Origin of the sequence: Pseudoduganella sp. R-34, from assembly GCF_049904655.1 — a bacterium.
Taxonomy (GTDB): domain Bacteria; phylum Pseudomonadota; class Gammaproteobacteria; order Burkholderiales; family Burkholderiaceae_D; genus Rugamonas.
The window spans coordinates 1,683,963-1,698,169 of record NZ_CP184572.1 but is presented as its reverse complement, the minus strand read 5'-3'; the positions used below and the strand labels follow the sequence as shown (position 1 = coordinate 1,698,169).

Here is a 14,207-nt window from a genome sequence, read left to right as displayed (position 1 = left end):
CTTACTTCTTCAAGTCCCAGCCGCCAAAGGCTTCCGGAAGCAGCTCGGCGGCAGTGGTTTCGCGGACGTCGCCTTTCAGGTTGGCCAGCACGACCGGCAACTGATTGCCGCCCAGTTCGAGCGTAACCTGGCGGCAGGCGCCGCATGGAGCGATCGGATTGTCCGTTTCGCCGACGACTGCCAGCTTGTCGAAATCGCCCGGCTGGTAGCCTTGCGCGACTGCGCTGAAGAAGGCAGTACGCTCGGCGCAGTTGCACAGGCCGTAGCTGGCGTTTTCCACGTTGCAGCCGTGGAAGATCTTGCCGTCTTTCGTCAGCAGCGCTGCGCCGACCTTGAAGTTGGAGTACGGCGTGTAGGCTTTCAGGCGTGCTGCCTTGGCCTCTTCGATCAGTGTTTCGTTGTTCATTTATTCTCCAAACCGGTAAACCGGTGTCTGACCCGCAGGGTCAGACACCAGGCACGCGTCAGGCACTGCTTTTCCGGTTTAAGGGCGGATCGTGCGATAAACGATCGGATTCGCCGCCGGCGCCGCATCCGCAATCGTGTATGCCGCCTGCACTTCACGCACCGCCTGTTCAGCAGCAGCTTGCGTGCGCGCGTGCACCATGGCCATAGGCTGGCCCACTTGCAGCGGCTGCCCCAGTTCGGCCAGGTCGGTCAGCCCCACGGCAAAGTCGATCGCATCGGTCGGACGGCGACGGCCGCCACCCAGGGACACCACCGCCAGCCCGATATCGCGGCAAACGGTCGAAGCAGCGTAACCCGCACGCGGCGCCGGCACGGGCACCACGATTGGCGCCATTTCCAGGTGCTTGTCCATGTTCTCCACCAGGTCGGCCGGGCCGCCCAGCGCCTTGACCATGCGCGAGAAGCGCTCGGCCGCTTCGCCGGAATCCAGCGCATGCTGCAACCTGGCGCGGGCATCGGCTTCGTTGGCGGCCAGCTTGCCCAGCACCAGCATCTCTGCGCACAGCGACATCGTGACCTCATGCAGTCGCGCCGGACGGAATTTGCCGGTCAGGTAGTCGATTGCGCCGCGTACTTCCAGCGCATTGCCGGCCCATGGAGACAGCGATTCATTCATATCGGTCAGCAAGGCCGAGGTCAGCGTGCCCGCGCCATTGCCCACCTTGACGATGGATTCGGCCAATTCGACCGACTTCTCGTAGGAAGGCATGAAGGCGCCGGAGCCGACTTTCACGTCCATCGCCAGCACGTCCAGGCCTGCCGCCAGCTTCTTCGACAGGATTGAGCCAGTGATCATCGCCACCGATTCCACGGTCGCGGTGACGTCGCGGATCGAATAGAAACGCTTGTCCGACGGCGCCAGCGACGAGGTCTGGCCGATGATGGCCACGCCGACGTCCTTCACCACTTCGCGGAACTTGTCGTTGGTCGGGACGGTGGAGTAGCCAGGGATGGAATCGAACTTGTCCAGCGTGCCGCCGGTGTGGCCCAGGCCGCGGCCCGAGATCATTGGAACGAAGCCGCCGCAGGCCGCGATCATCGGGCCGAGCATCAGGGACACGACGTCGCCAACGCCGCCGGTGGAATGCTTGTCCATCACCGGACCTGGCAGGTTCAGGGATTTCCAGTCCAGCACTTCGCCGGAATCGCGCATGGCCAGGGTGAACGCCACGCGCTCGTCCATGGTCATGTCGTTGAAGAAGACGGCCATCGCCAGCGCGGCGATCTGGCCTTCGCTGACGCTGTTGTCGGTGATGCCTTTGACGAAGAATTGGATTTCTTCCTTGCTCAGCACACCGCCGTCGCGTTTTTTACGGATGATTTCCTGGGGGAGGAACATTTTTTTTATCTCTTTCTTTTTACTTCCAAACCGGTAACCCGGTGTCCGACCCGCAGGGTCAGACACCAGGCCAGCGGCTGCCGCGTATCGGTGTCAGACCCTATGGGTCTGACACCGGTTTACCGGTTTTAAACGCCGTAAGGAATCCAGATGTTTTTCACTTGCGAAGCATGCGCCAACACCACGCGCCCGCCAGCCTGCGCGGTCGAGAACCAGTCACGGCCCTTCGCGCCGCCAGTCCAGGTACGCTTCAGCGAACCTGCCGAAAGCTTCTCCACTTCCGCGCAACCAGCAGCAGACCCGTCGTGACGCCAGACAGCATCCACGTCCGCGTGCGACGCCAGCGTGCGCGCCAGTTCATCCGCCGAACCGGTCACGATATTCACCACGCCGCCCGGCAGGTCCGAAGTATCGAACACTTGGTACAAATCGGTCGCCGACAGCGGATACGCCTCGGACGGCACAGCCACCACACGGTTGCCAACAGCGATAGCCGGAGCCACCAGCGAAATAAAGCCCAGCAGCGGATTCTCGTTCGGGCACACGATGCCGATCACGCCGATCGCTTCGTTCAGCGCCACGGTGATGCCGTGCATAGGCGGCTGGTGTGCCAGGCCGTCGTACTTGTCGGCCCAGGCAGCCCAGTAGAACAGGCGCTCGATGGAAGCCTGCACTTCCTTCTCGGCGTTCTTGGTGCCGGTCTGCGCAGCGATACGCTCTGCGAATTCAGCGCCACGAGCAGCCAGGTTTTCAGCGATGTAGTACAGCACTTGCGCGCGGTTATGCGCAGTAGCCTTGGTCCAGCCGGTTGCCTTGTGCGCCGCTTCAACGGCGTTGCGGATGTCCTTGCGGTTACCCTCGCCCACTTCGCCCAGGAACTTGCCGTCGGCGCCGTGGATGGCGCGCGAGTAGGCGCCGTCAGGGCGGGCCTGCTTGCCGCCGATGTACAGCTTGGCGGTGCGATCCACAGCAAATGGATCGGCCGATGGCGTGAACTCGGTTTCAGGCTTGGCAGGCTTCTTGAACGAAGGCGCGGCCGGACGTGCATCTTCCGACACAGGCACCAGGTATTCGAACATGCCTTCGCGGCCGCCTTCACGGCCGTAGCCGGATTCCTTGTAGCCGCCGAAGCCGCACGCAGCGTCGAACTGGTTGGCGGTGTTGATCCACACCACGCCGGCCTTGATCTGCGGCGCCATGTCCAGCGCCAGCGAGATGTTCTCGGTCCACACGCAGGAAGCCAGGCCATACACGGTGTTGTTGGCCAGTTGCACAGCTTCGGCTGGAGTACGGAAGCTCATCGCCACCAGCACCGGGCCAAAGATTTCAGCTTGCGCCACGGCGGCGGAAGTGGAAGCGCCGGTGATCAGGGTTGGCGGGAACCACGAGCCGGTGGCAGGCAGTTCGCAGCCGGCCGGCTGGTACACCTCGCAGCCTTCGGCACGGGCGGAATCCACCAGGCCGGCGATGCGCTGACGCTGGATCGGGTCGACCAGGGCGCCGATGTCCATCGACTTGTCCAGCGGGGAACCCAGGCGCAGGTTGTCCATGCGCGCTTTCAGTTTTTTCAGGAAGCGGTCCTGCACGGATTCCTGCACCAGCAGGCGGGAACCGGCGCAGCAGACCTGGCCTTGGTTGAACCAGATCGAATCGACCAGGCCTTCCACCGCAGCGTCCAGGTCGGCGTCTTCGAAGACGATGAACGGCGACTTGCCGCCCAACTCCAGGGACAGCTTCTTGCCGGTGCCGGCGGTGGCTTCGCGGATGAGGCGGCCAACTTCGGTGGAGCCGGTGAAGGCCAGCTTGTCGATGCCCTGGTGGCCGACGATGGCTTCGCCGGTGCGGCCGTCGCCGGTCACGATGTTCACGACACCGGCAGGCACGCCAGCTTGCTGGCAGATGTCCGCGAACAGCATCGCGGTCAGCGGCGTGAATTCAGCCGGCTTGAAGACGATGGTGTTGCCGGCGGCCAGCGCAGGAGCGATTTTCCATGCCAGCATCAGCAGCGGGAAGTTCCAAGGCACGATCTGGCCGACCACGCCTACGGCGCGATGGCCCGGGAATTCTTCGTCCAGCAATTGCGCCCAGCCGGCGTGGTAGTAGAAGTGACGGGCCACCAGCGGCAGGTCGGCGTCGCGCGTTTCGCGGATGGTCTTACCGTTGTCCAGGGTTTCCAGCACGGCGAACAGGCGCGCATGCTTTTGCATCAGGCGTGCGATCGCGTACATGACCTTGGCGCGGCCATGGCCGCCCAGTGCCTGCCAGCCCGGCAGCGCCTTGCGTGCTGCAGTAACTGCACGTGCTACGTCGACCGCGGTAGCCTGGGTCAGTTCAGCCAGTTGCGAGCCATCGGCCGGGTTGTAGCAAGCGAAGGTTTCGCCCGGCTCGGTCCACTGGTTGTCGATAAACAGGCCGAACTTGCGGGAGCGCTGCTCCAGCCACGCTTGCGCTTCTTTCTGGCTTTCTGGTGCAGGGCCGTAGTCCATGGTGTTGAGGATCTCGTTAATAGTTGGCATGGCGGTGTCTTCTTATGGTTGCGCGTGGCGATGGGCGGCGGAGTAGGCGCCGGTCACATGGTGCTCCAGCTGGCGCTCGATGTCGGTCAGCAGGGACGAAGCACCGATACGGAACAGGTGCGGCTCCAGCCATTCATTGCCCAGTTCCTCCTTCATCACGGTCATGTATTGCAACGCTGCCTTGGCGGTGCCCACGCCGCCTGCCGGCTTGTAGCCCACCTTGAAGCCAGTGCGCTCGTAGTATTCGCGGATCGCGCGCACCATCACCAGCGACACAGGGATGGTGGCGTTGACGCCTTCTTTGCCGGTCGAGGTCTTGATGAAGTCCGCGCCTGCCATCATGCAGACCCACGATGCCTTCGCCACGTTTTCCAGCGTCACCAGGTCGCCGGTAGCCAGGATGGCCTTCACGTGGGCTTCGCCGCAAGCTTTGCGGTAAGCCAGCATTTCATCGTACAGCGCTTGCCAATTGCCGGTCAGGACGTGCTGGCGGGTGATGACGATGTCGATCTCTTTGGCGCCGGCGGTGACCGACAGTTCAACTTCGCGCACCTTGGTTTCCATGCTGGTCAGGCCGGCCGGGAAGCCGGTCGATACCGCAGCGATTGGCAGGCGGCCTTTCAGCACTGCGTCGGCGTGCTGGATCATTTCGTGGTACACGCAGACGGCGCCGGTCATGATCTTGCGTTCCTGCAGGCCCAGCGCTTCCACCAGGTCCTGGCGCAGCGGGCGCATGGCTTTCATGCACAGGCGCTCAACTCGGCCCGGGGTGTCGTCGCCGGCCAGCGTGGTCAGGTCGATCAGTTCGATCGCCTTCACCAGCCAGGCGGCCTGGTACTCTTTCTTCACGGTGCGGCGGTTCGCCAGCGATGCGGCGCGGCGGTCCGCGGCGGCCTTGTTCACGTGGATGTGATTCAGCCAGCCCAGGTCGAGGCCGATGGCCTCGTTGCGCTTGAAGTTTTCAATGATGGTCATAGCAGGTTGGTTCCGTTGGAAAGAGGTTTCACGCCCAGGTGATGCGCGATGGTCTGGCCGATGTCGGAGAAGGTCTCGGAAATGCCGAGCGATTGTGGCTTCACGTTCGGGCCGAAGAACAGCACAGGAATATGTTCACGGGTATGGTCGGAGCCAGGCGCGGTCGGATCGCAGCCGTGGTCGGCGGTGATCACGCACAGGTCGCCATCCTTCAAGCGGGAGATGAATTCCGGCAGGCGCGCATCCAGCTCATGCAGCGCGTTCGAATAGCCGGCAACATCGCGGCGGTGGCCGAAGTGCATGTCGAAGTCGACGAAGTTGACGAAGGTCAGCGACTTGTCGCCCGCCTCCGCCTCTGCTTCCAGCAGCTTGTCGAACAGCGCCATGTTGTCTGGGCCCTTCAACACGCGGCTCACGCCTTGCGCGGCGTAGATGTCGCTGATCTTGCCCAGTGCGATCACCTCGCCGCCTTCATTCTTCACGTGGTCCAGCAGAGTTGGCGCGCTTGGCGGCACGGCGTAATCGTGGCGGTTGGCGGTGCGCTTGTAGTCGCCGTTGGCGCCTACGAATGGACGGGCGATGATGCGGCCGATGTTGTACGGCTTGACCAGCTCATAAGCCTTCTCGCACATATCGTACAGGCGCTCCAGGCCGAAGTGCTCTTCGTGACATGCGATCTGCAGCACGGAGTCGGCCGAGGTGTACAGGATAGGCTTGCCGGTCGCCACATGTTCGTCGCCCAGCTCGTTGATGATGGTGGTGCCGGAGGCGTGGCAGTTGCCCAGGAAGCCCGGCACGCCGGTCAGTTCCTGCAGCTTGTCGGTCAGCTCTTTTGGGAAGGACGGCACTTCCTTCGGGAAGTAGCCCCAGTCGAACAGCACCGGCACGCCGGCGATTTCCCAGTGGCCGGACTGGGTGTCCTTGCCGGTGGATTGCTCGCGTGCCGCGCCGTAGGCGCCGGTGAAACCGTCGCGCTTGGTGAAACCGGCAGCCCACTCGCCCGACGCGGTATGCGCGGCGGCGGCCAGGCCGAGGCCTTCCATGGTTGGCAGGGACATTGGCTTGCCTTCGTTGGCTGCCCATTTGGCGATGTGGCCGAAGGTGTTGCAGGCCTGGTCGCCGTACTTGGAAGCGTCTGGCGTTGCGCCGAGGCCGAAGGAGTCTAACAACAGGATGAAGGCGCGGGACATTTTTGCCTCTCTATTCAAAACCATCAAAGCGGTGTCTGACCCGCAGGGTCAGACACCCGATACGCGGCGGCCGCGGGCCAAGGTGTCTGACCCTGCGGGTCAGACACCGGGTTACCGGTTTCAGGCCTTTGGAGCCTTGGCCACATTCTCCAGGAACGCCAGAATCAGCTTGATCAGCGATTCCGCGCCCACAGCCGCATACTTCAGCGTCTGCTCGTGCGACAGCGGGAACGGCGACAGCCCTTCAGCCAGGTTGGTAACAACAGAAACGCCAACCACCTTCAGCCCGCAGTGACGCGCCGACACCACTTCCGGCACCACCGACATGCCGACAACATCCGCACCCAGCGTCTTGAACGCACGGATTTCCGCAGGGGTTTCAAAGTTCGGGCCAGGGTACGCGATGTACACGCCTTCATGCAGGGTGATCGACTTGTCCGCAGCGGTCGACTGCAGCAGCTTGCGCAGGTCAGCATCGTAAGCATTGGCCATCGAGAAGAAGCGTGGGCCGAAACGCTCGTCGTTCGGGCCAACCATCGGAGTCCCAGGCAGGAAGTTGATATGGTCGTTCAGCGCCACCAGCGAACCAGCGTCCACCTCGGTGCGCAGCGAGCCCGCCGCATTGGTCACAAACAGCATCTCGCAGCCCAGCAGCTTGATGGTGCGCACGGCGGAAGTCATCACCGCAGGGCCGTAGCCTTCGTAGAAGTGGCCGCGGCCCTTCAGGCAGACAACCTGCACGCCAGCCAGCGTGCCCAGTACAAGCTGGCCCGCGTGGCCATGCACGGTGGAGATCGGGAAACCTGGCAGTTCATCGAAGGAAATCGACACTGCATCGGTCATCTGTTCGGCCAGCACGCCCAGGCCGGAGCCCAGGATCATTGCAACGCGTGGCTGGAAATTGGCCGGCATGCGAGCACGGATGATGGCGGCTGCCTGGAATGGGGTATTGGAAGACATGGAGTTCCTCGTTTTTATATCTTTAGGTGAGCTGGCCAGAACAGGCCCTTTGAACGTACCACGACACTATGCATCATCGTCTATATGTATGGCAAATACCATTTTTCTTTGCCATTTATACGCAAGCGCTATAAATATGGGTTTATTATAGGAGCAGCTTCCGTTTGACATGGAACGGACAAATGTTTAGCATCGCAAACAAATGTTTATAGCGAGCTTTTCGTGACCGATCTCTCCCGCAAGGAACAGCTTTACGAGCTGATTCGTGCCAACCCCTTTATTTCCCAGCAAGAGCTGGCGGAGCAGCTCGCCCTGTCGCGCTCCGCCGTAGCCGGCCATATCGCCAGCCTGATCCGCGAGCGCAAGCTGCTGGGCCGGGCCTATGTGTTGCGCAACGAGCGCACTGTGCTGTGTATCGGGGCCGCCTGCCTCGACCGCAAGCTGCGACCGCACGCCCCATTGCAAATGGCCACCTCCAACCCAGCTTGCGCCGAGGAAAGTTTTGGCGGTGTGGCACGAAATATCGCCGCCAACCTGGCCCAGCTCGGCCTGCCCTGCTCCCTGCTGACCGCCCTCGGCGACGATTCCTCCGGCCGCGCCCTGCGCGCCCAGGCGGAAGCCTTCGGCATCGGCATGGAAGGCAGCCTGCAGGTCAACGGCATTGGCAGCGGCACCTACACCGCCGTGCTGGATGCTTCCGGCGAGATGGTGGTCGCGCTGGCCGACATGGCCATCTTCGACCAGCTCACCCCAGGCTGGGTGGCCAGCCGCCAGCCGCAGCGCAATGCCGCCGGCATGGTGGTGGCGGACCTGAACCTGCCGGTCGAATCGGTCGCCATGCTGATGGCGGATGCCCGCGTATCCGGCGTGCCGCTGGTAGTAGTCGCCGTATCGCAGCCGAAAATGGCGCGCCTGCCGAAAAACCTTCATGGCCTGTCGCTGCTGATCCTGAATCGCGGTGAACTGGAAACCCGCTCCGGCCGCGCCCTGCCGACCGAAGCCGACGTGCAGGCAGCCTGCCACGAGCTGCAAGCTGACGGCGTACGCGACATCATCGTCACCTGCGGCGCCAGCGGCGTCTATCACACGCTGGGCAATGCGCTGCACTGGCTGCCGGCGCACGACGCCAAGGTGATCGACGTCACCGGCGCCGGCGATGCCTTCTCGGCCGCCGTCTGCTGGTCGCTGCTGCAAGACCCCGAAAACCTGACCCTGGCTTGCGAACGCGGACTGAAAGCCGCCTCCATCACGCTCGCCAGCCCGCACACCGTGTCGCCCGAGCTGAGCGCCGACCTGCTCGCCACCGCGCATATCGAGGAGTAAATCATGCACCAATTCCTGTCCTTTTCCCCTGAAGTTGCCAACGCCCGCGCCACCGGCAAGCCGATCGTCGCACTGGAATCGACCATCATTTCGCATGGCATGCCTTACCCGCAGAACGTGCAGACCGCGCGTGAAGTTGAGCAGATCATCCGGGATGCGGGCGCCGTGCCGGCCACCATCGCCATCATTGGCGGCAAAATCTGCGTCGGCCTGACCGAAGAACAACTGGAAGGACTGGGCAACTCGCCGGACGCGATCAAGGTCTCGCGCCGCGACCTGGCCTATGTGCTCTCGCAAGGCAAGCTGGGCGCCACCACCGTGGCGGCAACCATGATCTGCGCGCAACTGGCAGGCATCAAGGTCTTTGTCACTGGCGGCATCGGCGGCGTACACCGCGGCGCCGAAACCAGCATGGACATTTCGGCCGACCTGCAGGAACTGGCGCAGACAAATGTCGCCGTGGTGTGCGCGGGCGTGAAGTCCATCCTTGACATCGGCCTGACGCTGGAATACCTGGAAACGCACGGCGTGCCGGTAGTATCCGTCGGCCAGCCAGGCTTCCCGGCCTTCTTCACGCGCGAAAGCGGCTTCAATGCCGACTTCCAGCTCGACACCGCCGCCGAACAGGCTTCCTTCATCACGACCAAGTGGGCCTTGGGCCTGAACGGCGGCGTGGTGGTCTCGGCACCGGTGCCGGTGGCAGAAGCCATGCCGAAAGACGAAATCGACGCCATCACCCTGCGCGCCCTGCAGGAAGCTGAAGAGAATGGCGTCACCGGCAAGAAGGTTACCCCCTTCCTGCTGGCCCGCATCAAGACCCTGACCGAGGGTCGCAGCTTGAAGACAAATATCGCACTTGTGAAAAACAACGCGCGTGTCGGCGCTGCCCTGGCACGCGCGCTGCAGGAGCATCCATGTCCATCGACCTGAAACAGTTAAAGTACTTCCTCGCAGTCGCCGAAGAGAAAAGCTTCAGCCGCGCGGCCGAACGCCTGCATATCTCCCAGCCGCCGCTTTCCCAGCAGATCATGAAGCTGGAAGCGGAGCTTGGCGTGAAGCTGTTCGCCCGCACCACGCGTACCTTCGAGCTGACAGTGGCCGGCAAGGCGCTGATGCAAGAGGCCTCCGACCTGCTGGCGAAGATGCGCATGACCATCGACACCGTGCGCCAGATCGACCGCGGCGAAGTGGGCCGGCTGCGCGTGGGCATCGTGGGTTCGGCGATGTGGGGACCGATTCCATCCATGCTGGAAGAATTCCAGAGCAAGTACCCGCGCGTGACCTGGACCATCCACGAGTCCGGCCCTACCGTGCAGTACGACGCCTTGCGCGCCAAGCAGATCGACGTCGGCTTCTGGCGCGAGCCGAAGCTGGACGACGACGAACTGCGGCGCGACAACTTGAAGCAGGAACTATGCTTCCGCGAGAACGTTTGCGTGGCAGTCAACGAGCACCATCCCTTGGCGAAGATGGACGCCATCGAATTGTCCGATATCGCGGACGATCCGATGCTGACGCTGGCTCTGGACAAGTCGGCATTCCCGCGCTACCTGATCCAGTGCTGTGTGAACGCGGGCTTCCAGCCGGAGATTTTCCAGGAAGCGCACGAGCCGCAAACCTTGCTGGCCATGGTGGGCGCGGGCCTGGGCGTGACGCTGATGCCGGAGACCACGGCACGTATCGGCTGGCCGGGCGTGGTGTTCCTGCCGATCCGCACCAACCCGCCATCGGCGAACCTGTACATCACCTACACGACGCTGGATGACGCACCGGTCGTGCGCGCCTTCCTCAACATCCTGCGCCCCCCTCCCGCTGAAAACCGGTAAGCCAGGGTCTTAGGGCCGCCAGCCGCCGCACAGACAGTGTCAGACCCTTGGGTCTGACACTGGTTTACCGGTTTTAGTGCGTAGCTCCACCAGCCGCAACAGCATCGCCATCCGTAGCAAGCGCGGTACGGATAGCAACACGCATTCCTTCAATCATCTGCTCCAGCGACATGCTTGCCGCGCCAGGATGGCGCGCCGCCTGTTCCGGCAAATAAGGAATGTGGATAAACCCAGCTTTCACATCGCCGCGGCCCGCAACCGCGTGCATCAACCCATAGAACACGTGGTTGCACACGAAAGTTCCGGCAGTCTGCGACACCGACGCCGGCAAACCAGCCGCCCGCAAAGCCGCCACAATCGCCTTGATTGGCAACGTGGAAAAATACGCCGCCGGTCCTCCCTGCACAATCGGCTCGTCCACCAGCTGCCGCTCCGCGTTGTCCTTGATCGGCGCATCGTCGACGTTGATCGCCACCCGCTCCACCGAAAGATCGACGCGCCCGCCAGCCTGGCCGACGGCAATCACCAGCGCCGGCCGCAACTCATCGATCAGCGCCGCCATGGCCGTATTCGCATCGCCAAACACGCAAGGCAGCTGGCGCGCCACGACACGGAAATCGCCCTCACCCCAGCCATCCAGAGCCCGCACGGTTTCCCATGCCGGATTGATCGGCTCTTTATTAAAAGGCTCGAAGCCCGTCAGCAGAACAGTTTTCATCAGGTTTGTTCCGAGAAACCCCGTCCTTCAGGGCGGGGAGTGAAAGGAGCCGACCGCAACGCGGCTGTTCTCCTTGAGATTAGTGAAATACTGTATAAAATTACAGTATGATTCTCGTCTACCGTTTCCGTGTGAAATCGAAAAACGGGCTGCTTGATCTGCAAGCCCGTAAGGTGAATTTTGTCTGGAACTACTGCAATGATCGGCAGAAAGATGCCTTGCGATTTGAGCGCCCTTGGCTGACCGGCTTCGACTTGAACAAGCTGACTACCGGCAGCAGCAAAGAATTGGAGCTGCATTCTGGTGTGATCAATGCTGTATGCGAACAATTTGCCAAATCGCGTGCCCAACACCGCCGGCCGTATTTGCGTTACCGCGGCCGAAGGTCCTTGGGCTGGGTTCCGCTCAAAGGACGTGACCTGCACCGGGAAGGCAACGCGTTTCGCTTTGCAGGTAATACTTTCCGCGTGTTTTACTCTCGCCCCCTTCCTGAAGGGAAGATCAAGGACGGCAGTTGCTTTGCGCAAGACGAATTGCGCAGCAATTCGGGCCCCGTGAAAAGCTTTGCCAGCCGCGGCAACTGGTTCCTCAATATCGTGATCGAGGTGGCCGAGCCGCCGGTTCGTCCACTTGACCACGGTGTCGGTATCGATCTTGGCTTGAAGGATCTCGCTACACCGTCCGAGGGAGAAAAGATTCCGGCGCCGGGCTTTTATCGTGAGGCTGAAGCTGCGCTGGCGGTAGCGCAGCGAGCCCACAAGCGGCGCAGCATCAAAGCCATCCAGGCGCGCACGGCGCGGCGACGGCTGGACTTCTTGCATAACAGGTCGGTGGAGCTTGCCCGCGCTTTCGACCATATCGCTGTTGGCAATGTGAATGCCAGTGGACTCGCCCAAACCAGCCTGGCGAAGTCCGTGCTTGATGCAGGCTGGTCGTCCTTCCGCAAGATGCTGGCGTACAAGGCCATGAGGCATGGCGCACGGTACGTGGAAGTGGACGAACGCTTCACCACCCAGACCTGCTCGAATTGCGGCGCACTGCCCGATTCGAGGCCGAAGGGTATCGCAGGCCTTGGAATAAGAGAGTGGGAATGCAGCGAATGCGGTGTGGTACATGATCGTGATCGTAATGCTGCGTTAAACATTCTCCGTCGCGGACGTGCGACGCTGGAAGCAGGAATCCGCGTTCTTTAGGGCGGGGGACGTCAAAACAGGAAGTAAAGCAGAATGATATTAGCGCCCAGCAGCGGCAAGGCCGTCGGCACCTGCGCCTTGATCACGGCATTGCGGTCGGCCAGGTCCAGCAGCGCTGTCGGGATGATATTGAAGTTGGCCGCCATTGGCGTCATCAGCGTACCGCAATAGGCGCTGAACATGCCGATCGCCGCCACCACCGCAGGATTGCCGCCAAACTTCGCCACCAATACCGGCACGCCGACACCGCCCGCCATGACCGGGAAAGCGGCAAAACCATTGCCCATCACGATAGTGAACAACGCCATGCCGACACAGTACACCGCCACGGCCACCAGTTTCGAATCGAGGCCAATATAAGTCGTCGTCACCTGTGCCACTGCCTTGCCAACGCCTGCCTCGCTGAACAACAGGCCAAGCACTGCCAACATGTGCGGCAGCACGATCATCCAGCTCATGGCATCGATCAGGCGGCGAGATTCGCGGCCGGCCTGTAGCGGCGTGGAGCGCGTCAGCCAGCAGGCCACGCCGACCGCGATCACGGCCGCGCAGCCAAGGCTGACCAGCGTGAGGTGTTTCGGATCCAGTACAAACAACTCACCAATGTGCACGTCCTTGAGCAGGGTGGAACCGGCCATCGTCACGGCCGGTATCACCAGCGCAGGCACGAACAGCCTGTGCCCGAGCCGCGCGGCGCTAGCCTGGCGCGCGCCGTCCGGCAACACGTCCGGCTTCCCGCTCCTGACGCCGCCGAAGCCAGCCAGCAACGCCATCACGATCATCGCCAGGCCCACCATGGCCGGCGGCAAGCGCTCGCCAACCAGGTAGACCGTCGCATAAAAGGTCCAGAACAGGCCCGTGGTCCAGCGGCGCGGGTTCGTGCGGTCGCGGAAGGACATCAGGGCAACCAGCGCCAGCATGACGCCCAGCAGGAAATAGAAGTATTCGACGCGGATGATCATGCAGCGCCCCCGCCTGTTGGCGCCAGGTAGCGGTCCAGCCGGCGCAGCCGCCAGGCGTGGATGATGAAGGTGCTGATGGCAGTCGGGATGCCCCACAGTGCCATATGCAAAGGATCGACCTCGATACCTTCAGCGCGCAGCACGGTCTGCATCAGAACGATGGCGCCGAAAGCGACAAATATATCTTCGCCGAAGAACAGCCCTACGTTGTCGGTGGCGGCAGCCATGGCGCGAACCCGCTGGCGTTGATCGTCGCTGAGTTCGGGGTTGCGAAGCTGCGCTGCTCCTTCCGCCATCGGCGCAACGACCGGCCGCACCATGTTCGGATGGCCTCCCAGGGAAGTCAGTCCCATTGCAGCGGAAAGCTCGCGAACCCCGAGATAAACAATCAGCAGCCGCCCAGCCGTCGCCGAGCGCATGCGCGCTACGGCCGACTGCGCATGCTCGCGCAAACCAAAGCGCTCCAGCAAGCCGATTGCCGCCAATGGCAGCAGGTAGATCATCGGCAGGTTGCGCGTCTTGACGAAGGCCGTGCCAAGCGAGGCAAGCAGCGCTTCGACCGGCATGAAGGCCGCGAAGCCGGTGGTGAAGCAAGCCGCGACCACTACCAGCACCGGATGCAGCCGCAGCAGGAATCCAAGCACAATCACAGCCACGCCAAGCAGCGGCCACATATTGACAGCAGTTTGCATCTCTCCTCCCCCAAGGAAGGCCACATCTTACCCCAGCACGGGCGA

General features: G+C 62.5%; 13 protein-coding genes. 4 read left to right on the top strand and 9 right to left on the bottom strand.

The genetic code is table 11. The features are described 5' to 3' along the window. Nucleotide 1: 1 nt before the first annotated feature. From ACN9MW_RS07930 to xapA, 6 genes are all read right to left on the bottom strand, one after another. Nucleotides 2-406: a cytidine deaminase gene (locus tag ACN9MW_RS07930; protein WP_426169494.1), complete on the bottom strand. Its 405-nt coding sequence runs from the start codon at nucleotides 404-406 to the stop codon at nucleotides 2-4. A 78-nt stretch (nucleotides 407-484) separates the two neighbouring features. Then, on the bottom strand, nucleotides 485-1,807 hold the full coding sequence (gene deoA, locus ACN9MW_RS07925) for a thymidine phosphorylase (protein WP_426169491.1): 1,323 nt from the start codon (nucleotides 1,805-1,807) through the stop codon (nucleotides 485-487). A 128-nt stretch (nucleotides 1,808-1,935) separates the two neighbouring features. Further along, nucleotides 1,936-4,323 carry an aldehyde dehydrogenase family protein gene (locus ACN9MW_RS07920; protein WP_426169489.1) on the bottom strand — a complete coding sequence of 796 codons (2,388 nt, stop codon included), beginning with the start codon at nucleotides 4,321-4,323 and terminating at the stop codon, nucleotides 1,936-1,938. A gap of 12 nt (nucleotides 4,324-4,335) precedes the next feature. After that, the gene (deoC, locus tag ACN9MW_RS07915) at nucleotides 4,336-5,298 is read right to left on the bottom strand and encodes a deoxyribose-phosphate aldolase (protein WP_426169487.1); all 963 of its coding nucleotides are present in this window, start codon (nucleotides 5,296-5,298) and stop codon (nucleotides 4,336-4,338) included. Continuing rightward, nucleotides 5,295-6,488, bottom strand: coding sequence for a phosphopentomutase (locus ACN9MW_RS07910; RefSeq protein ID WP_426169484.1), 1,194 nt, complete (start codon nucleotides 6,486-6,488; stop codon nucleotides 5,295-5,297). The genes deoC and ACN9MW_RS07910 overlap by 4 nt, the downstream gene beginning before the upstream one ends. 120 nt (nucleotides 6,489-6,608) lie before the next feature. After that, nucleotides 6,609-7,448 carry a xanthosine phosphorylase gene (gene xapA, locus ACN9MW_RS07905; protein ID WP_057261862.1) on the bottom strand — a complete coding sequence of 280 codons (840 nt, stop codon included), beginning with the start codon at nucleotides 7,446-7,448 and terminating at the stop codon, nucleotides 6,609-6,611. Between the two features lie 222 nt (nucleotides 7,449-7,670). Here xapA and ACN9MW_RS07900 point away from each other — a divergent pair, with 222 nt between their 5' ends. Genes ACN9MW_RS07900 through ACN9MW_RS07890 form a run of 3 tightly spaced genes read left to right on the top strand, consistent with a single transcriptional unit; the run spans nucleotide 7,671 to nucleotide 10,597 of the window. Then, nucleotides 7,671-8,771 (top strand): carbohydrate kinase, encoded by a 1,101-nt coding sequence (locus ACN9MW_RS07900; RefSeq protein WP_426169481.1) that lies wholly within the window; start codon nucleotides 7,671-7,673, stop codon nucleotides 8,769-8,771. Between the two features lie 3 nt (nucleotides 8,772-8,774). Then, nucleotides 8,775-9,701, top strand: a complete 927-nt coding sequence (locus tag ACN9MW_RS07895; RefSeq protein WP_426169478.1) for a pseudouridine-5'-phosphate glycosidase — start codon at nucleotides 8,775-8,777, stop codon at nucleotides 9,699-9,701. Then, nucleotides 9,686-10,597 carry a LysR family transcriptional regulator gene (locus ACN9MW_RS07890; protein WP_426169475.1) on the top strand — a complete coding sequence of 304 codons (912 nt, stop codon included), beginning with the start codon at nucleotides 9,686-9,688 and terminating at the stop codon, nucleotides 10,595-10,597. Before ACN9MW_RS07895 ends, ACN9MW_RS07890 begins: the two co-directional genes overlap by 16 nt. A gap of 73 nt (nucleotides 10,598-10,670) precedes the next feature. On the opposite strand, the gene pcp is transcribed toward ACN9MW_RS07890, so the two are convergent. Beyond that, the gene (gene pcp / locus ACN9MW_RS07885) at nucleotides 10,671-11,315 is read right to left on the bottom strand and encodes a pyroglutamyl-peptidase I (RefSeq protein WP_426169472.1); all 645 of its coding nucleotides are present in this window, start codon (nucleotides 11,313-11,315) and stop codon (nucleotides 10,671-10,673) included. 107 nt (nucleotides 11,316-11,422) lie between these two features. On the opposite strand from pcp, the gene ACN9MW_RS07880 reads away from it, so the two are divergent. After that, on the top strand, nucleotides 11,423-12,508 hold the full coding sequence (locus tag ACN9MW_RS07880; RefSeq protein WP_426169470.1) for an RNA-guided endonuclease InsQ/TnpB family protein: 1,086 nt from the start codon (nucleotides 11,423-11,425) through the stop codon (nucleotides 12,506-12,508). Nucleotides 12,509-12,519: 11 nt separating this feature from the next. On the opposite strand, the gene ACN9MW_RS07875 is transcribed toward ACN9MW_RS07880, so the two are convergent. Continuing rightward, nucleotides 12,520-13,470 (bottom strand): DUF979 domain-containing protein, encoded by a 951-nt coding sequence (locus ACN9MW_RS07875; protein WP_426169467.1) that lies wholly within the window; start codon nucleotides 13,468-13,470, stop codon nucleotides 12,520-12,522. Next, nucleotides 13,467-14,162: a DUF969 domain-containing protein gene (locus ACN9MW_RS07870; RefSeq protein WP_426169465.1), complete on the bottom strand. Its 696-nt coding sequence runs from the start codon at nucleotides 14,160-14,162 to the stop codon at nucleotides 13,467-13,469. The genes ACN9MW_RS07875 and ACN9MW_RS07870 overlap by 4 nt, the downstream gene beginning before the upstream one ends. Nucleotides 14,163-14,207 lie beyond the last annotated feature (45 nt).

Coding starts and splice junctions, on each gene's coding strand:
- ACN9MW_RS07930 (WP_426169494.1), bottom strand. CDS start 406: ATGAACAACGAAACACTGATCGAAGAGGCCAAGGCAGCACGCCTGAAA.
- deoA (WP_426169491.1), bottom strand. CDS start 1,807: ATGTTCCTCCCCCAGGAAATCATCCGTAAAAAACGCGACGGCGGTGTG.
- ACN9MW_RS07920 (WP_426169489.1), bottom strand. CDS start 4,323: ATGCCAACTATTAACGAGATCCTCAACACCATGGACTACGGCCCTGCA.
- deoC (WP_426169487.1), bottom strand. CDS start 5,298: ATGACCATCATTGAAAACTTCAAGCGCAACGAGGCCATCGGCCTCGAC.
- ACN9MW_RS07910 (WP_426169484.1), bottom strand. CDS start 6,488: ATGTCCCGCGCCTTCATCCTGTTGTTAGACTCCTTCGGCCTCGGCGCA.
- xapA (WP_057261862.1), bottom strand. CDS start 7,448: ATGTCTTCCAATACCCCATTCCAGGCAGCCGCCATCATCCGTGCTCGC.
- ACN9MW_RS07895 (WP_426169478.1), top strand. CDS start 8,775: ATGCACCAATTCCTGTCCTTTTCCCCTGAAGTTGCCAACGCCCGCGCC.
- ACN9MW_RS07890 (WP_426169475.1), top strand. CDS start 9,686: ATGTCCATCGACCTGAAACAGTTAAAGTACTTCCTCGCAGTCGCCGAA.
- pcp (WP_426169472.1), bottom strand. CDS start 11,315: ATGAAAACTGTTCTGCTGACGGGCTTCGAGCCTTTTAATAAAGAGCCG.
- ACN9MW_RS07880 (WP_426169470.1), top strand. CDS start 11,423: ATGATTCTCGTCTACCGTTTCCGTGTGAAATCGAAAAACGGGCTGCTT.
- ACN9MW_RS07875 (WP_426169467.1), bottom strand. CDS start 13,470: ATGATCATCCGCGTCGAATACTTCTATTTCCTGCTGGGCGTCATGCTG.
- ACN9MW_RS07870 (WP_426169465.1), bottom strand. CDS start 14,162: ATGCAAACTGCTGTCAATATGTGGCCGCTGCTTGGCGTGGCTGTGATT.